Raw genomic sequence first — 25,076 nt, 5'->3', positions numbered from 1 at the left:
TCCCGGCCTTCCGTAAACACTCCCTTAACCAAAGCCGTGAAAAACTGCCACCACGAGATTTAAGTTGAATTGTTCCCTTTTTGTCCTCATAAGATCAGGAACACTTGGGGAACACGGGCAAGGATTGCCGCCTGCGGGTGGCTGTGAAATAAGGAGCGTGACATGGCGACGGCAAACCTTCTCGACCTCGGGAGCAAGCGGGATATGGACAAGTCGAAGGCGCTGGAAAGCGCGCTCGCACAGATCGAACGGCAGTTCGGCAAGGGCTCGATCATGCGCCTGGGCGCGGACAGCCCGGCGATGGATATCGAAGCGACCTCGACGGGTTCCTTGGGCCTCGACATCGCGCTTGGGATCGGTGGCCTGCCCAAGGGTCGCATCATCGAGATTTACGGGCCGGAATCCTCGGGCAAGACGACGCTGACCCTGCATGCTGTTGCAGAAGAACAGAAAAAAGGCGGCGTCTGCGCCTTTGTCGACGCGGAACACGCGCTTGACCCGCAGTATGCCAAGAAGCTGGGCGTGAACCTGGATGAACTGCTGATTTCCCAGCCCGACACCGGCGAACAGGCGTTGGAGATCGTGGACACGCTGGTCCGCTCGGGCGCGGTCAGCATGGTTGTGGTGGACTCCGTGGCCGCGCTGGTCCCGAAGGCCGAGATCGAAGGCGACATGGGCGACATGCAGATGGGCAGCCAGGCCCGCCTGATGAGCCAGGCGATGCGCAAGCTGACCGCCTCCATCGGGCGCAGCAACTGCATGGTCATCTTCATCAACCAGATCCGAATGAAGATCGGCGTGATGTTCGGCTCGCCCGAAACCACGACCGGTGGAAACGCGCTGAAATTCTACGCCTCGGTCCGTCTGGACATCCGCCGCATCGGCGCGATCAAGGACCGGGAAGAGGTCGTCGGCAACACCACCCGCGTCAAGGTGGTGAAGAACAAGGTGGCCCCGCCCTTCAAGCAGGTGGAATTCGACATCATGTATGGCGAAGGCATCTCGAAGATGGGCGAGTTGGTCGACATCGGCGTCAAGGCAGGCGTGGTCGAAAAATCGGGTGCCTGGTATTCCTATGGCGACGAACGCATCGGGCAGGGGCGTGAGAACGCGAAGGCCTTCCTGAAGCAGAACCCGTCCGTCGCCCTGGCGATCGAGGACAAGATCCGCGCCGCCAACGGTCTGGACTTCACGATGGCCGGCGAAGACAGCGCCGACGTCCTGGACGAGTGAGCGGCCACGCCACCAGCGATGAATTGATGGCCGCGCTGCCGGGGGTGCTGTCCGCACCAAAGACCGGCAGCGCGGTCGAACTTCTGTGCGTCCGTCCCGGCTACGGGGAACGTCGCTTCGTTGATGAATTGACCGTGACAAAGGCGCAAGGTATCCCCGGCGAGCGCTGGGGCACCGCGCCCTGGCTGAAGCTGGCTGACGGCACCGGCCATCCCGGCATCCAGGTCTCGATCCTGCCGCGTCGGGTGCTGGACCTTGTCTGGCGCAACCGCGAGACTGTGGTGCACCCAGGCGACACGTTCGTCTGCGACCTTGACATGACCGAGGCGAACCTTCCCGCCGGGTCCCTCCTCGCGGTCGGCACCGCCGTCCTCTGCGTCTCCGAGGTCTGGAACGACGCCTGCGCCAAGTGGAAAGTGCGCCACGGCGAGGCGGCCTTCGACTGGGTCCGCGCGCACCCGGACCTGCGCCTGCGCGGGGTCCTTTGTTCCATCGAACAGGACGGCGTGATCCGGAACGGCGACGCGGTGGAAGTGCTGCGCTAGCGGCCTTTTTTCCCCGCACGAAAGGCCCGCCTGTGGACAGGCCGTTTGCAGGGGGCTACATGGGGTCCGGACTCCCGCATCCTGCCCAAGGACCGCCCCCACATGGCCTCTCTGAACGACATCCGCTCGACGTACCTCGACTTCTTCCGCCGCAATGACCACCGGGTCGTTGACAGCTCTCCGCTGGTGCCGCGGAACGATCCCACGCTGATGTTCACCAACTCGGGCATGGTGCAGTTCAAGAACCTCTTCACCGGGGTCGAGACGCGGGACTACAAGCGCGCGACGACAGCGCAGAAATGCGTGCGGGCGGGGGGCAAGCACAACGACCTCGACAACGTCGGTTACACCGCGCGGCACCATACCTTCTTCGAAATGCTGGGGAATTTCAGCTTCGGCGACTATTTCAAGGATCAGGCCATCGCCTTTGCCTGGGAGCTTTTGACCAAGGATTTTGGCCTGGCCAAGGACAAGCTTCTGGTCACCGTCTACCACACCGACGATGAGGCGGCCGAAATCTGGAAAAAGGTTGCGGGCCTGCCCGACAGCCGGATCATCCGCATCGCCAGCGATGACAACTTCTGGCGCATGGGTCCCACCGGCCCGTGCGGCCCTTGCACCGAAATCTTCTATGACCACGGCGACCATATCTGGGGCGGCCCTCCGGGCAGTGCGCAGGAAGACGGCGACCGGTTCATCGAGATCTGGAACAACGTCTTCATGCAGAACGAGCAGTTCGCCGACGGGCGGCTGGTTCCCTTGGAGATGCAGTCGATCGACACCGGCATGGGGCTGGAGCGGATCGGCGCGCTGCTGCAGGGCAAGCACGACAACTACGACACCGACCTGATGCGTTCGTTGATCGAGGCCAGCGCGAACGTCACGTCGCAAGACCCTGATGGACCGGGGAAAATCCATCACCGCGTCATCGCCGACCACCTGCGGTCCACGTCTTTCCTGATCGCCGACGGGGTGATGCCGTCGAACGAGGGCCGGGGCTATGTCCTCCGCCGGATCATGCGCCGTGCGATGCGGCATGCCCACATGCTGGGCGCGCAGGACCCGGTGATGCACCGCCTGGTGCCCGCGCTGGTGCGCCAGATGGGCGGGGCCTATCCCGAACTCAGCCGTGCCCAGTCGCTGATCGAGGAAACGCTGCGGCTGGAGGAAACCAAGTTCAAGCAGACCCTCGACCGGGGCCTGAAACTTCTGGATGAAGAACTGTCCGGCCTGCCCGAAGGTGGCGCGTTGCCCGGGTCTGCGGCGTTCAAGCTTTACGACACCTACGGCTTCCCGCTTGACCTGACCCAGGACGCCCTGCGTGAAAAGGGGCGTGAGGTCGACGTGCAGGGCTTTGACGCGGCGATGGCCGAACAGAAAGCCAAGGCCCGCGCCGCCTGGACGGGCACCGGCGCCGCCGCCGACTCCAAGGTTTGGTACGAGATCGCCGAAGAGCATGGCGTGTCCGAATTCCTCGGCTACGACACCGAAACCGCCGAAGGTGTGATCACCGCGCTGGTCCGCGACGGCGCTGCCATCGGGCAGGCTGCCACCGGTGAGACTGTGCAGATCGTCGTCAACCAGACCCCGTTCTACGCCGAATCCGGCGGTCAGGTGGGGGATTCAGGCTGGGTCCGCACTGACACCGGCCTTGCGGAAGTGACCGACGTGAAGAAGGCCGCCGGGGTCTTTATCCACATTGCAAAAGTCATGGAAGGCACTGTCCTGAAAGGACAACCGGCGAAACTGGAAGTGTCCCATACCCGCCGTTCCGCGATACGCGCCAATCATTCGGCCACGCACCTTCTGCACGAGGCGCTGCGCCGGACGCTGGGGGACCATGTGGCCCAGCGGGGCAGCCTGAACGCCGCCGACCGTCTGCGGTTTGACTTCAGCCATTCGGCCGCGATCTCGGCCCCGGACCTCGCCACCATCGAGGCCGAGGTGAACACCTTCATCCGCCAGAACTCCCCGGTCGAGACCCGGATCATGACCCCCGACGACGCCCGCGCGATCGGCGCGCAGGCGTTGTTCGGCGAGAAATACGGCGACGAGGTTCGCGTCGTGTCGATGGGTGCGCTGGAAGGCTCGGGCAAGGGTTCAGACGGCAAGACCTATTCCCTCGAACTTTGCGGCGGCACCCATGTCCAGCGCACCGGCGACATTGGGGCGATGGTGCTTCTGTCGGAAAGCGCCTCCAGCGCCGGTGTCCGCCGGATCGAGGCTTTGACAGGGCAAGCGGCGCTGGATCACCTGCGCCAGCAGGATGCACGGCTGAACGACATCGCGGCGATCATCAAGGCTCCGGCCAGTGAACTGGCTGACCGCATCCGCGCGCTGTTCGACGAACGCAAGGCGCTGGCGAACGAGGTCGCGCAACTGCGGCGCGAAGTCGCGATGGGCGGCAAGGCCGCAGGGCCAGAGTCCAAGGAAATCAATGGGGTGAAGTTCATTGCTCAAGTGCTTTCGGGCGTCTCGGGCAAGGACCTTCCGGCCCTGATTGACGAGATGAAGGCGCGTCTTGGCTCGGGGGCTGTTCTTCTTATCGCTGACACCGGTGCGAAGCCCGCCGTCGCTGCAGGTGTCACCGCCGACCTGACCGCAAAGCTTTCGGCGGTGACGCTGGTGAAAGCCGCAGCCGAAGCGATGGGCGGCAAGGGCGGCGGTGGCCGTCCGGACCTCGCACAGGCCGGGGGCGCCGACATCGCCCAGGCCGATGCAGCCATCAAGGCGGCCGAAGCCGCGATGGGGGCCTGAGCCATGCCGACCGCTCTCTGGATCGCCCACGTCCACGTCACCGACACCGAGGCCTACGCCAAATACGCCAAGGGCGCGACCGAGGCCATCGCGGCCCACGGCGGCGTCTTCCTGGCCCGCGGTGGCCGCTATGTGCAGCTGGAAGGCAACGACCGCCCGCGCAACGTGGTGGCCCGCTTCCCGAGCCTTGAGAAGGCGGTGGAGTGCTACAACTCCCCCGCCTATCAGGCCGCTTTAGCCCACGCAAAGGGCGCCAGCACCCGCGATCTGATGGTCGTCGAAGAGATCGAGTAGGGAATTCCCGCCAATTCGTCTTGAATTGATTGGACTATCTTTCCGGCCCCGCGTGATTTCTGCTAGACTTCCAGAAAAAGAAGGGCCGGGCAGATGATCCTTTTCACGACGGGGGCACGCTAGATGTGCCGCTGGGCCGCCTACACCGGCGCTCCGATCTTCCTGGAAGAGATCGTCAGCCGCCCCGGACACTCGCTGATCCACCAGTCGCACTGCGCCACCCAGTGCCACACCGCGATCAATGCCGACGGCTTCGGCATCGCCTGGTATGGCGCGAGGGCGGAGCCAGGCCTTTTCCGCGATGTCCTGCCCGCCTGGTCGGACCCGAACCTGAAAAGCCTGACCGCCCAGGTCCAGTCGCACCTCTTCCTTGCCCATGTTCGCGCCAGCACTGGCACCGCGACCAGCCGGAACAACTGTCATCCCTTCACGCATGGGCGGTGGAGCTTCATGCACAACGGCCAGGTCGGCGGCTACGACGCCTTTCGCCGCGATGCCGACATGCTGATCCCGGAACACCTCTATCCTCATCGCAAGGGCGCGACCGACAGCGAAGCGCTGTTCCTGGTCGCCCTGGCCGAGGGCCTCGACGACGATCCGCGCGGTGCCTTGGAACGGGCGGCAGCGCGTTTCATCCGCTTGTCGCGCGAAAAAGGGCAGGGGCCGCATCTGCGGATGACGGCCGCGCTGTCGGAGGGCCAGCGCCTTTATGCCGTGCGCTATGCCACCGACGCCGCCGCCCCGTCGCTGTATCACCGCTGGTCTGAAAGCCGGGGCGGTATGGCCGTGGTCTCCGAGCCGCTTGAGGCAGAAGAGGAGGGCTGGATTGAAGTGCCGTCCTCAAGCTTCTGCACTTTCGAAGGGCAGACCGCCCTTCTGGAAGAATTCCTGCCCTGTCGGCTCGCAGCGGCCGCATAGGTCGCGGCGAGGCGAAAGCGTGCTTTCTACTAGTCTCTTCTGGTCATAGCAACTTAAGCCCGGCGTCGTTCAAACTTGCCCTAAACGGCCCTGCTCGACAAGATCTGCCAGAATCCGGTTTTCGACAGTGCATGGCGCGTCATATCGCTTGAAGTAGTCCATATCACGTACCGAGTCTGATGCCTTCTCATATGAGTCACCCCGCTTCATCTTGACCCTTTCAAAAAACTCCATGCTTTGAATATTGTAGTGGAATAGGTGGAAGTTCTCATTGTCCGAGAAAGTTCTTGAAGAATCTGCACCAACTATATGATGAACTTTGATGTTCTTTCGTGACTTAATTGCCGATGTCCGGCAAAGATACTTTGTGAAGCGATGCGATGCCAGCTTCGGGTCAGAGTGAACCAGTGCGCACCTTATGCTGGTGGGTTGTTCGATCAGGCCGCTGCTGCCAAACATTCGCCAGTTGGCATATATCACGTCGACATCTAGGTATTGTGGCTCGGCCAACTTCGTCGGCACAGTCTTTCCATCGGGGCAGAACCAGAACTCGTCAAGATCAACGATAAGGAGCCATTCATATCTTCCCAAAACGAACCGTGAGATAGCCTCCCAGTAATGATCCAATTGTTTGTGGCGAGTATGACGAGAAATGAGGTCGACCTTGCCTTTTGCAACCCAAGCCTGTGCCTTTTCAACGGTGTCATCGGTACTGCCATTATCAATCAGGACTATCCGGTCAGCACCGACTTGCAGGTAATGCGATATCCACTCATCAATGTTCATGGCCTCATTCTTCATGATGGCCAATACTGCAAGCGAGCCGCGGAATTTGGCACGCTTTCGCTCTCGATACTTTGTCAATCGATCCCGATTCTTTCGTCGCAAGTAAGCAACAAGACCCGATAGACTTGACATCGACTATGGTACCTCCGCTTACTCTTTCCGGCTTTGACGCTTGCGCTCGTTCGGGTCCAAGAGGCGCTTGCGCAATCGGATGATCTTCGGCGTCACTTCGACCAGTTCGTCGTCGTCGATATAGGCAATCGCCTCTTCCAGCGACATCTTGATGTGCGGCGTCAGGCGGACGGCTTCATCCGTTCCGCTCGCGCGGACGTTGGTCAGCTTCTTGCCCTTCAGCGGGTTGACCTCAAGGTCGTTCTCGCGGGAATGCTCGCCGATCAGCATGCCGACATAGACCTGCTCTTGCGGGCCGATGAACATGCGGCCGCGTTCTTCCAGGTTCCACAGGGCATAGGCGACGGAAACGCCGGCCTCGGTCGAGATCAGGACACCCTGACGCCGACCCTGGATCGGGCCCTTGTGCGGGGTCCAGCCGTGGAAGATGCGGTTCAGAACGCCTGTGCCGCGCGTGTCGGTCAGAAACTGGCCCTGATAGCCGATCAGCCCGCGCGACGGCACATGCGCGATGATCCGGGTCTTGCCGACGCCGGCGGGCTTCATCTCGACCAGCTCGCCCTTGCGCTCACCGGTCAGCTTGTCGATGACCGCACCGGAGTATTCGTCATCGACGTCGATGGTGACTTCCTCGACCGGCTCGTTGCGAACGCCGTCGACGTCCTGAAAGATCACGCGCGGGCGGGAGATCGACAGCTCGAACCCTTCGCGGCGCATGTTTTCGATCAGGACGCCCATCTGCAGTTCGCCTCGGCCTGAAACCTCGAACGCGTCGCCGCCGGGGGTGTCGGCGATCTTGATCGCGACGTTGACCTCGGCCTCTTTCATCAGGCGGTCACGGATCACGCGGGACTGGACCTTGCTGCCATCCCGACCTGCCAGGGGCGAGTCGTTGATGCCGAAGGTCACGCTGATCGTCGGCGGGTCGATCGGCTGCGACGGCAGGGCGGTGTCGACTTCCGGCGCGCAAAGCGTGTCGGCGACGGTGGCCTTGGTCATGCCGGCAAGGGTGACGATGTCACCCGCGACGGCTTCGTCGATGGCGGTCTGGGTCAGGCCGCGGAACGCCAGGATCTTGGTGACCCGGAACTGCTCCAGCCGGTCGCCGGTGCGCGACAGGGCTTTCAGCGTGGTGCCGGTACCGATCCGGCCCGATTCCACGCGCCCGGTCAGGATGCGGCCAAGGTAGGGGTCGGCGGAGAGGGTGGTCGCCAGCATCGAGAACGGCTCGTCCACGCGGGCCAGGACCTTGGGGGCCGGGACGTGGCGGACGATCAGGTCGAACAGGGCGGACAGGTCCTTGCGCGGCCCGTCCAGCTCCATGTCGGCCCAGCCCGAACGGCCCGAGGCGTAGACATGCGGGAAATCCAGCTGGTCGTCATCGGCGCCGAGGTTGGCGAAAAGGTCAAACACCTCGTTCAGCGCGCGGTCGGGTTCGGCGTCGGGCTTGTCGACCTTGTTCAGGACGACGATGGGGCGCAGGCCCAGAGCGAGGGCCTTGGCCAGCACGAACTTCGTCTGCGGCATCGGGCCTTCGGCGGCGTCGACCAACAGGCACACACCGTCCACCATCGACAGGATCCGCTCCACCTCGCCGCCAAAGTCGGCGTGGCCGGGGGTGTCGACGATGTTGATCCGCAGGCCTGCCCATTCCACGCTGGTGCATTTGGCAAGGATCGTGATCCCGCGTTCGCGTTCGATGTCGTTGCTGTCCATCGCGCGTTCGGAAACCGACTCGTTGGCGCGGAACGCCCCCGACTGTTTCAGAAGCTCGTCCACGAGGGTGGTCTTGCCGTGGTCGACGTGGGCGATGATCGCGATGTTGCGCAGTTCCATGGGGTCCGTCCTATAGGGTTGGCGCGGCCTTACAGGGTTTTCCCGGGCGTGGCCAGAGGGCAAAGCTGCCCGCGCGCGGCGCGCCTTTCGGGTCCAGGAAAATCAAGGGCTTGGGTGCGGGCGTTCCGGAAATCTTAACCGCTGCTCGCGGCAATTATGCCGCAATATAGCGGTCGCGGCGGTGGTTGAGGGCCAGAAACAGCGAGAAGACTGCCGCCCCGAGAAAGCTGTAGGCCAGCGTGTCGACCGGCATCACCAGTGCCGCCAGGCCGAAGATCACCACGTCCGACAGAAGCTGCGCATGGCCGGCCGGAAAGCCCGTGCGGTCCTGCAGCTCGATCCAGAGGACCGAGAGGCCGCCGAAACTGCCGCCATGCCGGATCGCCGCCAGCGCCGCGATCCCGAAGAGAAGGCCGAAGAGAATGGCTGCAAGGGTGGGCTCGATCCGGCCCAGTTCCAGCCAGTTCGGCAGAACCGCCACCAACCCGGATAGCGCCGCCGTCGTGACCAGAGTCCGTAGGGCAAATCGTGGCCCCATGCGCTTCCACGCGAGGCCAAGGAAGGGCAGGGTCACGGCGAAGTAGACAGCAGGGAAGGGTAGGCCCGTCGCATGTGCGATCAGCACGGCAAGGCCGGTGGTCTGCCCGGTGACAAAGCCCATGTGGGTCAGGATTTGCATGCCCAGGGCCGCCATTGTCACCCCGAAGGCGATCCCTTGTACGTCGTCCACGGGTGAGTGCCGGGGGCGATCGGATAGCTGGTCGGGACGGTCGGGCATGGGTGCCTCCTGCGGATAAATGGGTCATAGTGTATGACCTTTAACAAGTCAATAACTCTGACCCAAACTGGTTAACCGTTCCTGTTAAGTTCTTGACGTCCCGGAGCCACCGCAGTACACCGCCACTCCTTTTCGACTGCACCATTGGAGGACGACATGACCGGGCAGCTTCCCTCGGCCGAAGTGTTCATTGCCACCAGTCTTGACGGTTACATCGCGCGCCCAGACGGCGACATCCTCTGGCTGACCGGTCGCCCCGTACCGGAGGGCGAGGATTTCGGCTATGCCGCCTTCCTGGATGGGGTAGGCGCGATGGTCATGGGACGCGAAAGCTTCGAGAAGGTGCTGACTTTCCCGGACTGGCCCTACAAGACCCCGGTCGTGGTGCTGAGCCGCACGCCGGAGCGCGTGGTTGTCCCCGAGGCGCTGAAAGCGTCAGTGCGGGTCAGCGGCCAGTCGCCTGTCAAGGTGCTGGAAATGCTAGGGGCCGAAGGCGTCACGCGCGTCTACATCGACGGCGGCCAGACGATCCGCAGCTTTCTGGCCGAAGGGCTGGTCCGCCGCACGATCGTGACGCTGATCCCGGTGCTGCTGGGGCAGGGCCGTCCGCTTTGGGGCCACGGGGCGGGGGACGTCGATCTGACGCTGGTCGCGGCGCGGTCGTGGGACAACGGCTTTGTGCAGGTGGAGTATCTGGCCTAGAAAAGGCCGGAGGTCTCCTCCCGGCCCTGAGGCAAGGTAGGGTGGGCGATATCGCCCACCCTACGATCGTTTACCCTTTCAGCGCCTTGTTCAGGTATTCGTCGACCTTCTCAAGATAGCCCATCGTGGTCAGCCATTTCTGGTCCGGCCCCACCAGCAGCGCGAGGTCCTTGGTCATGAAGCCGTCTTCCACGGCGTCCACGGTCACCTTCTCCAGCGTGGTGGCAAAGCGCATCAGCGCGTCGTTCCCATCCAGCGTCGCGCGGTGCTTGAGGCCGCCGGTCCAGGCGTAGATCGACGCGATGGAGTTCGTGGACGTCGCCTTGCCCTTCTGATGCTCACGGTAGTGGCGGGTCACGGTGCCGTGCGCGGCTTCGGCCTCGACGATCTTGCCATCGGGCGTCATCAGGACGCTGGTCATCAGGCCCAGCGAGCCGAAGCCCTGTGCCACGATGTCGGACTGCACGTCGCCGTCATAGTTCTTGCAGGCCCAGACATAACCGCCCGACCATTTCAGCGCCGAGGCGACCATGTCGTCGATCAGGCGGTGTTCGTAGGTGATGCCCTTGGCCTTGAACGCGTCGGCGAATTCGGCCTCGAACACCTGCTGGAAGATGTCCTTGAAGCGGCCGTCATAGGCCTTGAGGATGGTGTTCTTGGTGCTCAGGTAGACCGGCACGCCGCGCTGGAGCCCGTAGTTCAGCGAGGCGCGGGCGAAGTCGGTGATGCTGTCATCCAGGTTGTACATACCCATGTAGACGCCGGCGGACGGGGCCGAATAGACGTCCTTCTCGATAACCGTGCCGTCGTCGCCGACGAACTTCATCGTCAGCTTGCCCTTGCCGGGGAACTTGAAGTCGGTCGCGCGGTACTGGTCGCCAAAGGCGTGGCGGCCGACGACGATGGGCTTGGTCCAGTGCGGGACCAGGCGGGGAACGTTCTTGCAGATGATCGGCTCGCGGAAGATCACGCCGCCCAGGATGTTGCGGATCGTGCCGTTCGGCGACTTCCACATCTGCTTCAGGCCGAATTCCTCGACCCGCTGCTCGTCCGGGGTGATCGTCGCGCATTTGACGCCGACGCCGTACTGCTTGATGGCATTGGCCGCGTCGATGGTGATCTGGTCGTCGGTGCGGTCCCGCTCCTCGATCCCGAGGTCGTAGTATTTCAGGTCGATGTCGAGGTAGGGCAGGATCAATTTCTGCTTGATGAAGTCCCAGATGATCCGGGTCATCTCGTCGCCGTCAAGCTCGACGACGGGGTTGGCTACCTTGATCTTCGACATTGGTCTCTCCGGTTCGGGGATTCGTTACGGGCGGTCATAGCGGAAAAGTCGGGCCAAGGGAAGTGCGGTATGCGATTGTATACCGAATTGCCGCAGTGCTTTCCGGGCCGCTCGTCGATGACTTCGTCACTCCTCGCTGGGGGCGGTCCGACGAGAAGCCGAAGGCGCACGAGGAGGTTATCCAAACCAGGGCCGGGCCTTTCCCTTGACCCAGTCCCAAAGCGCCGGGGCGCCCTTGGCGATCTTGCTGCCCACCCGGGTTTCCAGCTGGTCGTAGGTCACGTTGTAGGTGGCCCAGGTCCCGCCGCCGGACATCAGGTTCGCCATCACCGGCTGCACGCGGTCCAGCGACTTGGCGAAGCGGGCGTCGGGGGTCTCGGCGGCCTCGAATTCCTCCCACAGGGCGCGGAGGTCGGCCGCCAAGTCACTGGGAAGAAGTCCGAAGATACGGTCGGCGGCTTTCGCTTCGGCAGTTGTCGTCTCCAGGCTGGCATGGGCCTGGCCGTTCTGCGAATGGATCGGCACGTCGCCCACGTCGATCTCGACCAGATCGTGGATCAAGAGCATCCGGATCACCCGGTCAATCGACACACCCGGCCCGGCCTGATCCGCCAGCACCAGGGCGTAAAGCGCCAGGTGCCAGCTGTGCTCCCCCGAATTCTCGACCCGGGAGCCATCGACCAGCGTCGTCGCGCGCAGGACGGATTTCAGGCGGTCCGCCTCGTTCAGGAAGGCAAACTGCGCTTCCAGACGGTCGGTCAATGGCCCGAGCCGGCAAGGTCGACCGGTGCCTCGGCCTCGGTCTCGGTGTCCGAGATCAGCCCGCGCTTGGCGGCCAGCGCACGCTCCAGGTATTCGCGGCCCCGACGTTCGGCCAGGCGGACGCGGATCGAGGTGATGTAGGCCTCCTGGAACGTGGGCGAGGCAGCCATCAGGATCTGCGCCACCTTCTCGTAGAAGCGGTCGTCGCCAAGTTCGGCCTCGGCGGCAAGGACGTCGTCGGCCAGCTTGTCGGCCAGAAGCTGCAGCGCGGACATTAGCGGGTGGCCTCCGTCATCCTCCGGCGGACATAGTCCGACACCGTCTGGATCATCGGTTTCATATGCGCCTCTTCGTCCTTGAAGAAGTGGTCCGCCCCTTCGATCTCGGTATGGGTGATGGTGATCCCCTTCTGCTCGTGCAGCTTGCCGACGAGCGTCTTGGTGTCCTTCGGCGGGGCGACCTTGTCGGCCGAGCCGTTGATGATCAGACCCGATGACGGACAGGGGGCAAGGAAGCTGAAGTCGTACAGGTTCGCGGGCGGTGCAACCGAGACGAAGCCGGTGATCTCGGGCCGCCGCATCAGAAGCTGCATCCCGATCCAGGCGCCAAAGCTGAAGCCTGCGACCCAGCACTGCTTGGAGTTCTGGTTCATCGCCTGCAGATAATCCAGCGCGCTGGCGGCATCCGACAGCTCGCCAATGCCCTGGTCATACTCGCCCTGGCTGCGCCCCACGCCGCGGAAGTTGAAGCGCAGGACCGTGAAGCCCAGGTTGTAGAACGCGTAATGCAGGTTGTAGACCACCTTGTTGTTCATCGTCCCGCCATAGGCCGGGTGCGGGTGCAGTACGATGGCGATCGGCGCGTCGCGGTCCTTCTGCGGGTGATAGCGGCCCTCAAGGCGTCCATCGGGGCCGGCAAAGATGACTTCAGGCATTGCACTCTTCTCATGCGGGAGCGATTTCTTGACGCTTTCGCTCGGCTAAACTAGAACCGTTCTAAAGCGGGCCTGCGTCACAATGACCGGGGCCAACTTTCCGGGGCTTGACTGAGGTAATGTGCGACGCGCTTGGCGTCAATGCGGTTGCGATTCTCCGGCAGGGAACGGGAGGCGTGCGATGAAGCTTTCGACCAAGGGGCGCTATGCGATGGTGGCGCTGGCAGATCTGGCGCTGGCCGAGGCGAAATCGGGGGGCGACGACCTCGTCTCGCTGGCGGCGATCTCGCGGCGGCAGGATATCAGCCTGCCCTATCTGGAGCAGCTTTTTGTCAAACTGCGCCGCGCGGGCCTGGTCGAGGCGGTGCGCGGACCGGGCGGCGGCTACAAGCTGGCGCGCAGTCCGAACGACATTCGCATCAGCGAGGTGATGGAGGCGGTCGAGGAGACGGTCGACGCCATGCACACCGGCGCGGGCGCTTCGGGTGGGCTGTCAGGCAGCCGCGCGCAGTCGCTGACCAACCGGCTCTGGGAAAGCCTGTCGGCCAACGTCTATGTCTTCTTGCACCAGGTGCGGCTGTCCGATGTGGTGAAGAACGACCTGACGCCATGCCCCGCGGTGCCGAACCTCTTCCGCGTGGTGGATGAGGAATGAGCCGCGTCTACCTCGACTGGAACGCGACTGCGCCGCTGCGCCCCGAGGCGAAGGCGGCGATGGCCCAGGCGATGGAGGTGGTTGGCAACCCCTCGTCGGTCCATGCCGAGGGGCGGGCGGCGAAGTCATTGCTGGAAAAAAGCCGCGCGAAGATCGCGGCGGCCTTGGGGGCGGACGGCGCGGATATCGTCTTCACCTCGGGCGCGACCGAAGCCGCGTCGCTGGCCTGCGCCGGGCGCGGATTGGCCTGCGCGGAAGTAGAGCATGACGCCGTTGCAGCTTGGTGCGATGTGTCGCTGCCGGTGGACGGGCAGGGCAGGGTGGCGGTCGCTGATCCCGCCCGCACCGCTTTGCAACTGGCCAACTCCGAAACCGGCATCCTGCAAGAGCTGCCCCAGGGCCTTGCCGTCAGCGACCTGACGCAGGCTTTCGGCAAGGTGCCGATGGCGTTCAACTGGCTTGGCTGCGACATGGGTCTTGTGTCGGCGCACAAGCTGGGCGGCCCCAAGGGCATCGGAGCGCTGGTCGTCCGGCGGGGGATCGACGTGCCGTCGCAGTTGAAGGGCGGCGGGCAGGAAATGGGCCGCCGGGCGGGAACCGAGAACCTGATCGGTATCGCCGGATTTGCCGCCGCCGCCGAGGCTGCAGCGCGGGATCTGGCCAGCGGGATCTGGGAAGAAGTCGCCGAACTTAGAAATATTCTAGAATCAGAGTTGTCGGCTGCGGCAAAAGAAACTATTTCCGTCGGGAATGGTTCGCCACGCTTGCCGAACACGCTTTGCCTGATCGCTCCCGGCTGGAAGGGCGAGACTCAGGTTATGGCGATGGACCTTGCCGGGTTCGCCGTATCGGCGGGCTCGGCCTGTTCCTCGGGCAAGGTGCGGGCCAGCCGCGTGCTGACCGCGATGGGCTTTTCCGAGGCTCTTGCGGGCCAGGCGATCCGGGTCTCTCTCGGGCCTGGGGTGACAAAAGACGACGTGCTGCGGTTCGCGACTGTGTGGACCAACGCCTATGCCAAGGCCCGCGCGCGGGCTGCCTGAAAGGACAACGCCGATGACCATGCTGGAAACTGTCGACGGAACCGAGGTGCGCGAAGGCGTTGACCGCGAGACGATCGAAACCGTCCAGGCGATGGCCGGCAAGTACAAGTACGGCTGGGAAACCGACATCGAGATGGACTACGCCCCCAAGGGGCTGAACGAGGACATCGTTCGTCTGATCAGCCAGAAGAACGGTGAACCCGAGTGGCTGCTGGAGTGGCGACTTGCGGCCTACAAGCGCTGGCTCAAGATGGAAGAGCCGCGTTGGGCGATGGTGAACTATCCCGACATCGACTATCAGGACCAGTTCTACTACGCGACGCCGAAGAGCATGGCGAAGAAGCCCAAAAGCCTGGACGAGGTTGATCCAAAGCTGCTGGCGACCTATGCGAAACTTGGGATTCCTCTGAAAGAACAGATGCTTCTGGCCGGAGTCGAAGGTGAAGCCGAGCCGCGCCAGGTGGCTGTGGACGCCGTCTTTGACAGCGTCTCGGTGGGGACCACGTTCAAGGCCGAACTGGCCAAGGCAGGGGTGATCTTCTGTTCGATCAGCGAGGCTGTGCGGGAGCACCCCGAACTGGTGAAGCAGTACCTGGGCAGCGTCGTGCCGCCGACGGACAACTTCTTTGCCACCCTGAACTCGGCCGTCTTTTCGGATGGTTCGTTCGTCTACATCCCCAAGGGCACCCGCTGCCCGATGGAGCTGTCGACCTACTTCCGCATCAACGCGGAAAACACCGGCCAGTTCGAACGCACCCTCATCATCTGCGACGAGGGCGCCTATGTCAGCTACCTGGAAGGCTGCACCGCGCCCAAGCGTGACACCAACCAGTTGCACGCCGCCGTGGTCGAAATCGTGATCCTGAAGGACGCCGAGGTTAAGTATTCGACCGTTCAGAACTGGTATCCGGGCGATGAAAACGGCGTCGGCGGCATCTACAACTTCGTCACCAAGCGCGCCGATTGCCGGGGCGACCGGGCGAAGGTGATGTGGACCCAAGTCGAGACCGGCTCGGCGATCACCTGGAAGTACCCGTCCTGCATCCTGCGCGGGGATGACAGCCAGGGCGAGTTCTATTCGATCGCCATCGCCAACAACGCCCAGCAGGCCGATACCGGGACCAAGATGATCCACCTTGGCAAGCGCACCAAGTCGCGCATCGTGTCGAAAGGTATCAGCGCGGGTCGGGCGCAGAACACCTACCGGGGATTGGTCAGCATGCACCCCAAGGCCAAGGACAGCCGCAACTACACCCAGTGCGATAGTCTTCTGATTGGCGACAAATGTGGGGCGCACACCGTGCCTTACATCGAAGTGCGCAACAATTCCTCGCGGGTTGAGCATGAGGCGACGACGTCCAAGGTGGACGACGATCAGCTCTTCTACTGCCGCTCGCGCGGGATGGACGAGGAAGAGGCCGTCGCCCTGGTCGTCAACGGCTTTTGCAAAGAGGTCCTGCAGGCCCTGCCGATGGAATTCGCGATGGAGGCGCAAAGCCTGGTCGCGATCAGCCTGGAAGGCTCGGTCGGGTAGAGCCAATGCTTTGTACGTTCTTCGGTGTCTGGTGTCAGCAGGTCGACGCTTTCTACTATCCCGATCGACAAGATTTGACGGTCTACGAATTAATTGTGGACGTAGGATCGGTCGAGGGTTGCCGTGACGCAGTTCGTTCGGCGGCGGCGAAGATGGGTGACCCCAACCTGCAACGCGGCGACTATGAGTGTGGCGTCGGTCGCACCGGTGAAGAATTCGGGGGGATGAGGGTCTACGAGGAGACAGTTAAGTGATCCGGCCAAACAATAACTCTGGCTCGGTCGGCTGACCCCTGGATGGCTGAAGCGCGCGCATATGCGGAACCTGATGCGGAACGGCCCCTGGTCGTGCTGGTCTCGGCCATGCGCAACGAGGGGCCGTTCCTGCTGGAATGGGTCGCCTACCACCGGGTGATCGGGATTGACCGGATCGTCGTGGTCTCGAACGGGTCGACCGACGGGATGGACGCGCTGCTGGAGGCGCTGGCAAAGGCCGGTGAGGTTACCTTCCTGCGCACCAACCCGGGCTGGGGCGTGGCCCCGCAAGAGGCTGCGGTGCAGGCCTTCGAGGCTGAGGTCGGGTATCGTGAGGGCGTGTGGCACCTGTGGCTCGACGCAGATGAGTTTCTGAACGTCCATGTCGGTGACCGGACCGTGCAGGCGCTGATTTCGGCTGTCGGTCCGGCCCAGGCGATGATGCTGAACTGGCGGCTGTTCGGGTCGAACGGGAATGACAGCTTTCCGGGCCGCCATGTGTCAGAAGCGTTCATCGGGGCCTCCAAGCTGGGTTTTGTTGCGAATCTAGAAACGAAGCCGCTTTTCCGCCATGGCCCGAAAATGATCGGCTTCTCGGCCAATGCGGCGGGCCTTCCCCGCCTGGAGCCGGGCGTTGGGGCCACTGCCGACGACTGCCTTGCCGGCAACGGCAAGCCTTTGGACCCGAAGCAGCCCCGGACGCAGGCCTGGCTGGAAGGTCAGCCGCTGCCGGGGCGCAACAACCTGGCCTCGCGGCGTGAGTTTGGCTGGGACCTGGCGCAAGTGAACCACTATTCGGTCCGCACGCCAGATCACTTCCGGCTGAAGGCGGCGCGGGGCCGGGGCATGGTCTCGACCGGGCCGAAACGGCCGAATGTCCGGCACACCGCAAGCTATTTCGACCGTTTTGACCGGAACGAGGCCGAGGATCGGTCGATCCTGCACTGGGAAGCCGCCGTCACCCAAGAGATCGCCCGCCTGCTTGCCCACCCCGGGGTCGCGACTGCCAAGGCCGAGGTGGACGCCCTCGTCGCCAAGGCACTGGCCGAGATGGACGATATGGTCGAAACGGACGACGCAGATGGCCCGCTCGACGATGCGGACTTGCCCAGGACACAGGTTGTGCGCGGCATGGAGGCTGAAATGGAGCCGGAACCCGAAACCCCGAGCTTTGCCTTGACGTTCGAGCCGAAAGAACGCCGCTTCGTGACGCGCTTTTATGAGGCGGCGGAAACAATCCTTGAATACGGCAGCGGCGGCTCGACCGTGTTGGCGGCCCAACTTGGGCGCAGGGTGTTCAGCGTTGAAAGCGACCAGGACTGGGCAGAGCGCATGGCGGCCCATGTCGCCACGATCTCGGACCGTGCGCATGTGCATTGGGCGGATGTCGGCCCGACCGGCCCCTGGGGCGTGCCGATGAAACCGCGCGAGTTCCGCAAGTTCCACGAATATGCGCTGTCGGTCTGGGACCGCCCGGATTTCGTCGCACCCGACCTTGTGCTGATCGACGGTCGTTTCCGTGCCGCCTGTCTGGTCGCCGTGATGATGCGGACAGCGAAACCTGTGACCGTCCTCTTCGACGACTACGTCCGGCGGCGCTACTATCATGGGGTCGAGCGATTGGCCCAGAAGGAAGAAATGGTTGGCCGAATGGCCCGCTTTACCGTCACCCCTGGCGCGATTCCGCCGCAGATGGTCACCAGGGCCATCGGCTGGTTCACCGATCCGCGCTGACGCTTAAAGGAAAGAAAAATGCTGGAAATCAATAACCTGCACGTAAAACTTGAAGAAGAGGACAAGGTGATCCTTCGTGGGGTCGACCTCAAGATCGGCGCGGGCGAGGTGCATGCGATCATGGGGCCGAACGGGTCCGGCAAGTCGACCTTGTCCTATGTCCTGTCGGGCCGGGACGGCTATGAGGTGACCGAGGGGTCCGCCAAGCTGGAAGGCCAGGAACTGCTGGAGATGGAACCGGAAGAGCGCGCCGCAGCGGGCCTGTTCCTGGCCTTCCAGTATCCGGTCGAAATCCCCGGTGTCGGCAACATGACCTTCCTGCGCACCGCGGTGAACGCGCAGCGCAAGGCGAGGGGCGAGGACGAACTTAGTGCCGGCGACTTCCTGAAGGTCGTCCGCGAGAAGGCCAAGACCCTGAAGATCGACGCCGAGATGCTGAAGCGCCCGGTGAACGTCGGCTTCTCGGGCGGCGAGAAAAAGCGCAACGAAATCTTGCAGATGGCCATGCTGGAACCCCGCATGTGCATCCTGGACGAGACCGATTCGGGTCTTGACGTCGATGCGATGAAGCTGGTCGCCGACGGCGTGAATGCCCTGCGCAGCGCGGGGCGCTCGTTCCTGGTCATCACGCACTACCAACGGCTTCTGGACCACATCAAGCCGGACGTCGTGCACATCATGGCGGCGGGGCGGATCATCAAGACCGGTGGGCCGGAACTTGCCCTTGAGGTCGAAAGCAACGGCTATGCCGACATCCTGAACGAGGTGGGCTGATGGCACTGCCGAAGGCAAAGGAAGACGCGCTGGCGGCCCGGCTTCAGGCGCTGCCGGGTCCGTCGGGCAAGGGCTGGCTGGCTGCGGCCCGGACCGAGGCTTTGGCGCGGCTGACCGCGATGGGCCTGCCTGCCCGGCGCGATGAATACTGGCGTTACACCGACCCGTCCAGCCTGAACGCCCCAGAGGCCCCCGCCGCCGTCCGCTTTGACGCAGGCGATGAGGCCGAACCCTTCGACGGCATGGACCGGCTGAAGATCGTGTTCGTGGACGGGGTCTTTGACCCCGCTGCCTCGGACGATCTGACCCTGTCCGGCGTCACGATCGAGCGGCTGGCTCAGGCTGGCGACACGGACATCCACTGGGCGCAAGGTCTTTACGGCCAGCTGGAGACGCGGGGCCAGACCCCGGTTCCCCGGCCTTTCGCCGCGCTGAACTCGGCCTTTGCGACGGATGGCCTTCTGATCCACGTCACCGGCAAGGCCGAGAAGCCCGTCTCTCTGGTTTATGTCCACAAATCAGATACTTCCGATGCGATCCTCCACCATTGCGTGAAGCTTGATCCGGGGGCCAGCCTGACCCTGATGGAAAGCGGCCCGGCCGCCGCGCGCTTTTCCAAGGTGATGGAGGTCGACATCGCCGATGGCGCTGTGTTTCACCACATCCGCATCCAGGGCCGCGACCACCAGCGCCGCGCCGTGACGCATCTTTTCGCCCGGATCGGCGCCAAGGCCGAGATGCGGTCCTTCACGCTGACCGCGAACGGGCGCCTCACCCGCAACGAGGCGGTGGTCGAACTTGTCGGCGACGAGGGCCGGGCGCATCTGGCCGGTGCGACGGTTGGCGACGGCGATTTCCACCACGACGATACGGTCTTTGTCACCCATGCTGCCGTGGCTTGCGAAAGCCGTCAGGTGTTCAAGAAGGTGCTGATGAACGGGGCCGTTGGCGTGTTCCAGGGCAAGATCCTGGTCAAGCCCGGTGCGCAGAAGACCGATGGCTACCAGATCAGCCAGTCGCTGCTCTTGGACGAGGACAGCCAGTTCCTGGCCAAGCCCGAGCTGGAGATCTATGCCGATGACGTGAAGTGCAGCCACGGCTCCACCTCGGGAGCCATCGACGATGTGGCGCTCTTCTATCTGCGGTCGCGCGGGGTTCCCCGGCGTCGGGCGCAGGCGCTTCTGGTGCTGGCCTTTCTGGCCGAAGCCATCCAGGAGATCGCCGACGAGGACATCGCCGAGGACATCCGCGGGCGGCTGGAGCGTTGGCTCGCCCGGCACGGCTCGAACGGGTAGGGGGACGGGATGACAGTCTCGACGGACCTGGTCGCCACCTGGCGCCGCCCGCGGCAGGTGCTGCGGCGGCACCTGGCGCGCGGGAAGTCCGAGGCCTTTGCCTTCACCCTGCTTCTGGTCTTCCTGATCCTGGCCTTCGTGGGTCAATGGCCCATCGCCGCGCGCGAGGCCTTTCTGGCGGGGGAGCAATCCGCCCTGCCACGCATTCTTGCGGTGGCTTACGGCGTGCTGATCCTGATCCCGGTCGCCTATGGCATCGCCGCCTTGTCGCGGCTTGTCGGGCGGGCCTTTGGCGGTCAGGGGTCGTGGTACAGCGCGCGGGTCGCGCTTTTCTGGGCGCTTGCGGCGACGGGGCCGGTCCTGCTGCTGCAAGGGCTGGTTGCCGGAATGATCGGACCCGGCCCGGCGTTGACCGCGGTGACCTGGGTGGGGGGCCTGGCCTTCCTGTGGCTTTGGGCAACCCTTTTGCACGAGGCGGAACGCGGATGACTTTGGGTGCGCGACTGGTCGATCTGGCGCGGCTGACGCTGCAGGACCCGCCGCAAGCGGCGCGGGTTCTCTTGGCCGAAGGCGTGCCGCTGAAAGCGCGCAGCGCGGCTTTGCTTCTGGTCGCGATCCTGTCGGCGCTTATGGCCAGCCTGCAGGTCGGCGGGCGGGAAAGCCTTGATCCGTTCAGCGCGCTGATGCTGGCCAGTCCGATCCGGGCGGCGGTGTTCTAGTGGGCGTTCCTGGCTGTCACGGTCGTCCTCGTGCACCGGGTCGGCCGGGCCTTTGGCGGTCGGGGGAGTTTTGCCGACGCTCTGCTTGTCGTGGTCTGGCTTCAGCTGATCATGCTGGGCTTTCAGGTCCTGCAGATGGTCATCCTGCCCTTGTCGCCGAACTTTGCCGGGTTGATTGGTCTTGTCAGCTTCGGGCTCTATCTGTGGCTCCTGACCGTGTTCATCGCCGAGCTGCATGGCTTTGCCTCGCGCGGGATGGTGTTTCTGGTCATGGTGCTGACCGCGATTGCCGCAGGTTTCGTCCTGGCGGTGGTGCTGATCCTCTTCCTTGGGCCGGAGGCCCTGATGCCGAATGTATGACGTCCGACAAGTCCGCGCCGACTTCCCGATCCTGTCCCGGCAGGTGAATGGCAAGCCCCTGGTCTACCTCGACAACGGCGCTTCGGCGCAGAAGCCGCAGGTGGTGATCGACGCTGTGACGCGGGCCTATTCCGAAGAATACGCCAATGTTCACCGGGGGTTGCACTACCTGTCGAACCTTGCGACCGAAAAGTACGAATCCACCCGCGGGATCATCGCGCGCTTCCTGAACGCCGGGTCCGAGACCGAGATCGTCTTCACCACCGGCACGACCGAGGCGATCAACCTGGTCTCCTACGCCTGGGCCGCGCCGCGCCTGCAGCCGGGGGACGAGATCGTGCTGTCGGTGATGGAGCATCACGCCAACATCGTCCCCTGGCACTTCCTGCGCGAACGGCAGGGGGTGGTGCTGAAATGGGTCGAGGTGGACGCGAACGGCGATCTGGACCCGCAGGCGGTGATCGACGCGATCGGGCCGAAGACCAGGCTGGTGGCCGTGACGCATATGTCGAACGTTCTTGGCACCGTGGTCGATGTGGCCGCGATCTGCCGTGGCGCGCAGGAAAAGGGCGTGCCGGTGCTGGTCGATGGCAGCCAGGCCGCCGTCCATATGCCGGTCGATGTGCAGGCGCTTGGCTGCGATTTCTATGCCATCACCGGGCACAAGCTTTACGGGCCGTCCGGGTCAGGCGGGATCTACATCAAGGCCGCCCGGCAGGCCGAAATGCGCCCCTTCCTGGGCGGCGGCGACATGATCCGCGAGGTCACCCGCGACACCGTCACCTGGAACGACCCCCCGATGAAGTTCGAGGCAGGGACCCCCGGCATCGTCCAGCAGATCGGGTTGGGCGTGGCGCTGGACTACATGATGGGCCTCGGGATGCAGAACGTCGCGGCGCATGAGCGCGTCTTGCGCGACTATGCCCGCGACCGTCTTGACGGCCTGAACTGGCTGAACGTGCAGGGGAAATCAGCGGAGAAGGGCGCGATCTTCTCGTTCACGCTGGAGGGGGCGGCCCATGCCCACGACATCTCGACCATCCTGGACAAGCGCGGCATCGCCGTCCGCGCCGGCACCCATTGCGCCATGCCGCTGATGGAGCATCTGGGGGTCACCGCCTCGTGCCGGGCCTCGTTCGGGCTTTACAACACGGTCGAGGAGGTCGACGCCCTGGTCAGCGCGCTGGAACTTGCGCACGAGCTTTTCGCCTGACGGCAGGGTTCACCTGACGGCAGGGCCCGAAGGCCCCGCCGTCCGCGGTCCTTAGAACGACCACTTCATCCCGATCACCGCCGCGCTGTCCGAGGCTCCGGCGATGTTGCCGTAGTTCGTCGCGTGGACCAGCTCCATCAGGAACTCGGACTGCTTGCCCGTCGGCATGGCATAGCTGATCGACAGGTCCATCTGACGCTCTTCCGGTGCAAGGTCGATCCCGACCGACCGGACCTCTGCCCCGCCGCTGGTCGTGGCGACGGGAACGATCATGTCGGCCCCGCCAGAGGTCACGGCAATCGGCATCGCGACGCCGAAGGTCAGCTTGTCGCCTGCCGCAAGCACGTCCCGGCTGCCAAGGTCCAGCCGCAACGCGTTGAAGTTGGCCTGACCCGTGCTGGAGATGGCCGTCGTGCTGCCCAGGTCGGCAACCCCCATCTCGCCCGACAGCGCGAAGAACCCGCCCTCGCCGGTATCGGTCGACAGCGCCAGCGTGACCGAGGCCATCGACGCCCCGCCCGAGTTGCCGCTGCCGGAAAAGCCCATCAGGCTGCCCCCATCGCGCGCCAGCTTCACGCCGACATCCAGCGCGAGGTCCCCGTCGCCCACCCGCTGCGAAAGCGCGATCCCGTAATCCTCGGCCCCGCCCATCAGCACCGCGGCGCGAGTGCCTTCGGGGCCGTTCAGTTCCATCGACTGGCCGGGGTGGGCCGCAAAGGTCTCTGCCAGCGGATTCACCGGAGCGGTCCGGGCGCGGCGGAAGTCCTTGCCGAAGGACCGCGCGGCCAGCGTCTCGGCAAGGTCGGCCGGCGCGGCGGCGGTGGCGAAATTCTTGGCCGCAACCTCGAAATCGCCGCCAAGTGCATCGCTGACCGAAAGGTCCACTCCCTCCAGGCTGCGGGTAACCGCGTCGCCCATCGCACCTCCGGTCGCAAAGGCATAGTCCTGCGTCTTGACTGCTGCCCCGTCGCCCATAGCTAGTGTGGTCTGCCCGATCGGCAGAAGAGCCGCGCGGATATCCAGGAAGCCGTGACCGAATTCGGTGGAAACCGTGTGGAAGAACTCTCCCGGACCTTCAAGCAGGTCGACCGCGGTGGTCGGAGTGGAATCAAAACCGGTGAAGGTATTGTCCGCCGAAGCCAGCAGCCTTACCCGCAGCTCATGTGGGCTCAGGTCCGGGAAGGCCTGCGCCAGCAGCGCCAAGGCGCCTGATACCTGCGGGGCCGCAAAGGACGAACCGGTGCCGCCCGCGTAACCACCGTTCTGTGTCGCTGCGACCCAATATCCGTCCGCCATGATGCACCAAGCCGCAGATTCGCGGCACGGCGCGGATTCACGGCTTGCAACGGCGCTGACGCCATTGTCATCGAAGATCGGAATGGCATTGCCGACCGCGATCCAGGCTCGTTCCAGATCGGTCTCCAGGAGGGGCAGGCCATCCATCAGACCGGCGCGGCCATTGTCGTCGTTGTCCAGCGCAAAAACCACCACGCCGCCTTCCCAGGACCCGGTTCCCAGCGCGTAGTCGCGCAAGGCGGATAGCCAGGCTGCTCCGGTCGCGTTGCCGAAGATCAGGTCAAATCCGGCGGTATCTGCCGTAAGGGAGTAACCCCAGGAATTGTTCTGGGCCACCGCGCTACCGGTCCGGGCGGCAATGGCTGCCAGACGTAGGTTGTCGAAGTTCACGTTTCCCCAGTCGCTGAGTATCAGATTTGCACCCGGAGCAACCCCGACCATGCTGTCCGAATTGCCCGCCGCGATCGAGGCGACGCGGGTTCCGTGGTCTTCGACCACCGGACTGCCGGTGGTTGTAATCGCTTTGCCGGCAAAGGCCTCATGGCCTTGCAGGAAGCCGTCATCGACAATTGCAATGACCTGGCCTTCTCCGGTCAGGCCGACGGCATGGGCATAGTCCACGCGTGAGGAATGCAGCGGGTTGGCGAAGACCGTGCCGCCGAAGAAACTGCCATCCTGCAACCGGAACCGCGGATTGTTGGTCCGGAAGCTTGCCGCGGCCGCCCGCCATTCGTCCGTGATCGACTGCATGTAATAGCTGCCGAAAATCCCCGATCCATTGGGATTGGGCGAGATGGTGAAGAAGTCGCTATCCTCCTCGCCACCACCGCAGGCGGCAAGCACGGCCAGACTGGACAGCGACAGAAGCAGCGCTGACTTGCGGCGAAAGGCGGTTGGCGAAAAATGGCGCACGAGGAACTCCTCCCAACAAAGTGACTGGTTCAACTGGAGCGATAGTCCACGATTCGGTCAAGATCGTGCCAATCCAACGGCAAGAAATCATTTTCGCATTGCCGTGCTTTGCGGCAACGGGTGCCTGCGCGAAGGGCTGCGTTTGCCATTGAAACCCCTGCCTTGTTCCGCTAAGGACATGCGCAGGCACCCATAGCTCAGCTGGATAGAGCGTTGCCCTCCGAAGGCAAAGGTCGCACGTTCGAATCGTGCTGGGTGCGCCAGAAATCCATCCTGCGTCCGCTCTGTCCCTCTCGCTGTGGCCCCTTGGACGCCTCGTGATTGCATT

The 25,076-nt window shown here is 63.9% G+C and carries 24 protein-coding genes and 1 tRNA gene; 17 read left to right on the top strand and 8 right to left on the bottom strand.

Features of this window, described 5'->3' with window-relative positions; genetic code table 11:
- Positions 1-162: 162 nt before the first annotated feature.
- The 5 genes from recA to U1E69_RS08310 all read left to right on the top strand — a co-directional run bounded on the left by recA (position 163) and on the right by U1E69_RS08310 (position 5,747).
- A complete protein-coding gene (gene recA, locus U1E69_RS08330; RefSeq protein WP_322243930.1) occupies positions 163-1,233 on the top strand; it encodes a recombinase RecA in 1,071 nt (356 codons plus the stop codon).
- Between the two features lie 26 nt (positions 1,234-1,259).
- Positions 1,260-1,778 carry an MOSC domain-containing protein gene (locus U1E69_RS08325; protein WP_322243942.1) on the top strand — a complete coding sequence of 173 codons (519 nt, stop codon included), beginning with the start codon at positions 1,260-1,262 and terminating at the stop codon, positions 1,776-1,778.
- A gap of 102 nt (positions 1,779-1,880) precedes the next feature.
- Positions 1,881-4,535, top strand: coding sequence for an alanine--tRNA ligase (alaS, locus tag U1E69_RS08320; RefSeq protein WP_322243929.1), 2,655 nt, complete (start codon positions 1,881-1,883; stop codon positions 4,533-4,535).
- 3 nt (positions 4,536-4,538) lie between these two features.
- Complete coding sequence (locus U1E69_RS08315; protein ID WP_322243928.1) at positions 4,539-4,829, top strand: DUF1330 domain-containing protein; 291 nt, start codon at positions 4,539-4,541, stop codon at positions 4,827-4,829.
- Positions 4,830-4,952: 123 nt separating this feature from the next.
- Positions 4,953-5,747: a class II glutamine amidotransferase gene (locus tag U1E69_RS08310; RefSeq protein ID WP_322243927.1), complete on the top strand. Its 795-nt coding sequence runs from the start codon at positions 4,953-4,955 to the stop codon at positions 5,745-5,747.
- Positions 5,748-5,816: 69 nt separating this feature from the next.
- Here the strand turns inward: U1E69_RS08310 and U1E69_RS08305 are convergent, their stop codons facing one another.
- The 3 genes from U1E69_RS08305 to U1E69_RS08295 form a co-directional block, all read right to left on the bottom strand.
- Positions 5,817-6,548: a glycosyltransferase family 2 protein gene (locus U1E69_RS08305; RefSeq protein WP_322243926.1), complete on the bottom strand. Its 732-nt coding sequence runs from the start codon at positions 6,546-6,548 to the stop codon at positions 5,817-5,819.
- Between the two features lie 135 nt (positions 6,549-6,683).
- Positions 6,684-8,501 (bottom strand): translational GTPase TypA, encoded by a 1,818-nt coding sequence (typA, locus tag U1E69_RS08300; RefSeq protein ID WP_322243924.1) that lies wholly within the window; start codon positions 8,499-8,501, stop codon positions 6,684-6,686.
- A 154-nt stretch (positions 8,502-8,655) separates the two neighbouring features.
- A complete protein-coding gene (locus U1E69_RS08295) occupies positions 8,656-9,279 on the bottom strand; it encodes a YitT family protein (protein WP_322243922.1) in 624 nt (207 codons plus the stop codon).
- Positions 9,280-9,435: 156 nt separating this feature from the next.
- Between U1E69_RS08295 and U1E69_RS08290 the strand changes: the two genes are divergently transcribed.
- A complete protein-coding gene (locus U1E69_RS08290) occupies positions 9,436-9,981 on the top strand; it encodes a dihydrofolate reductase family protein (protein WP_322243921.1) in 546 nt (181 codons plus the stop codon).
- Positions 9,982-10,051: 70 nt separating this feature from the next.
- Here the strand turns inward: U1E69_RS08290 and U1E69_RS08285 are convergent, their stop codons facing one another.
- From U1E69_RS08285 to U1E69_RS08270, 4 genes are all read right to left on the bottom strand, one after another.
- A complete protein-coding gene (locus U1E69_RS08285) occupies positions 10,052-11,266 on the bottom strand; it encodes an NADP-dependent isocitrate dehydrogenase (RefSeq protein WP_322243920.1) in 1,215 nt (404 codons plus the stop codon).
- Between the two features lie 177 nt (positions 11,267-11,443).
- Positions 11,444-12,028 (bottom strand): HD domain-containing protein, encoded by a 585-nt coding sequence (locus U1E69_RS08280; RefSeq protein WP_322243918.1) that lies wholly within the window; start codon positions 12,026-12,028, stop codon positions 11,444-11,446.
- On the bottom strand, positions 12,025-12,303 hold the full coding sequence (locus U1E69_RS08275; RefSeq protein ID WP_322243916.1) for a hypothetical protein: 279 nt from the start codon (positions 12,301-12,303) through the stop codon (positions 12,025-12,027). Before U1E69_RS08275 ends, U1E69_RS08280 begins: the two co-directional genes overlap by 4 nt.
- A complete protein-coding gene (locus U1E69_RS08270) occupies positions 12,303-12,962 on the bottom strand; it encodes an alpha/beta hydrolase (RefSeq protein WP_295075723.1) in 660 nt (219 codons plus the stop codon). The genes U1E69_RS08275 and U1E69_RS08270 overlap by 1 nt, the downstream gene beginning before the upstream one ends.
- 181 nt (positions 12,963-13,143) lie before the next feature.
- Here U1E69_RS08270 and U1E69_RS08265 point away from each other — a divergent pair, with 181 nt between their 5' ends.
- The 10 genes from U1E69_RS08265 (at position 13,144) to U1E69_RS08220 (ending at position 22,540) form a co-directional block, all read left to right on the top strand.
- A complete protein-coding gene (locus tag U1E69_RS08265) occupies positions 13,144-13,617 on the top strand; it encodes an Rrf2 family transcriptional regulator (RefSeq protein ID WP_322243915.1) in 474 nt (157 codons plus the stop codon).
- Positions 13,614-14,657: a cysteine desulfurase family protein gene (locus U1E69_RS08260; protein WP_322243914.1), complete on the top strand. Its 1,044-nt coding sequence runs from the start codon at positions 13,614-13,616 to the stop codon at positions 14,655-14,657. The genes U1E69_RS08265 and U1E69_RS08260 overlap by 4 nt, the downstream gene beginning before the upstream one ends.
- A gap of 13 nt (positions 14,658-14,670) precedes the next feature.
- Positions 14,671-16,191 (top strand): Fe-S cluster assembly protein SufB, encoded by a 1,521-nt coding sequence (gene sufB / locus U1E69_RS08255; protein WP_322243913.1) that lies wholly within the window; start codon positions 14,671-14,673, stop codon positions 16,189-16,191.
- A 296-nt stretch (positions 16,192-16,487) separates the two neighbouring features.
- On the top strand, positions 16,488-18,179 hold the full coding sequence (locus U1E69_RS08250; RefSeq protein WP_322243912.1) for a glycosyltransferase family 2 protein: 1,692 nt from the start codon (positions 16,488-16,490) through the stop codon (positions 18,177-18,179).
- 18 nt (positions 18,180-18,197) lie between these two features.
- Complete coding sequence (sufC, locus tag U1E69_RS08245; protein WP_322243911.1) at positions 18,198-18,953, top strand: Fe-S cluster assembly ATPase SufC; 756 nt, start codon at positions 18,198-18,200, stop codon at positions 18,951-18,953.
- Positions 18,953-20,248, top strand: a complete 1,296-nt coding sequence (gene sufD, locus U1E69_RS08240) for a Fe-S cluster assembly protein SufD (RefSeq protein WP_322243909.1) — start codon at positions 18,953-18,955, stop codon at positions 20,246-20,248. The genes sufC and sufD overlap by 1 nt, the downstream gene beginning before the upstream one ends.
- A 9-nt stretch (positions 20,249-20,257) precedes the next feature.
- On the top strand, positions 20,258-20,737 hold the full coding sequence (locus U1E69_RS08235) for a YIP1 family protein (protein ID WP_322243907.1): 480 nt from the start codon (positions 20,258-20,260) through the stop codon (positions 20,735-20,737).
- The gene (locus U1E69_RS08230; RefSeq protein ID WP_322243906.1) at positions 20,734-20,967 is read left to right on the top strand and encodes a hypothetical protein; all 234 of its coding nucleotides are present in this window, start codon (positions 20,734-20,736) and stop codon (positions 20,965-20,967) included. Before U1E69_RS08235 ends, U1E69_RS08230 begins: the two co-directional genes overlap by 4 nt.
- A gap of 30 nt (positions 20,968-20,997) precedes the next feature.
- Entirely contained in the window at positions 20,998-21,327 is a 330-nt protein-coding gene (locus tag U1E69_RS08225) for a Yip1 family protein (RefSeq protein ID WP_416200267.1), read from the top strand.
- Positions 21,320-22,540 (top strand): cysteine desulfurase, encoded by a 1,221-nt coding sequence (locus U1E69_RS08220; protein WP_322243904.1) that lies wholly within the window; start codon positions 21,320-21,322, stop codon positions 22,538-22,540. The genes U1E69_RS08225 and U1E69_RS08220 overlap by 8 nt, the downstream gene beginning before the upstream one ends.
- Positions 22,541-22,591: 51 nt before the next feature.
- Here U1E69_RS08220 and U1E69_RS08215 read toward each other — a convergent pair whose 3' ends face one another.
- Positions 22,592-24,748 carry a S8 family peptidase gene (locus U1E69_RS08215; protein WP_322243903.1) on the bottom strand — a complete coding sequence of 719 codons (2,157 nt, stop codon included), beginning with the start codon at positions 24,746-24,748 and terminating at the stop codon, positions 22,592-22,594.
- A gap of 186 nt (positions 24,749-24,934) precedes the next feature.
- Here U1E69_RS08215 and U1E69_RS08210 point away from each other — a divergent pair.
- Positions 24,935-25,011 (top strand) — tRNA-Arg (locus tag U1E69_RS08210).
- Positions 25,012-25,076: the final 65 nt, after the last annotated feature.

Source organism: Tabrizicola sp. (assembly GCF_034366665.1).
GTDB lineage: Bacteria > Pseudomonadota > Alphaproteobacteria > Rhodobacterales > Rhodobacteraceae > Tabrizicola.
Note: the sequence above shows the minus strand (reverse complement) of the source record. Positions and strands in the feature narration are given on the sequence as shown.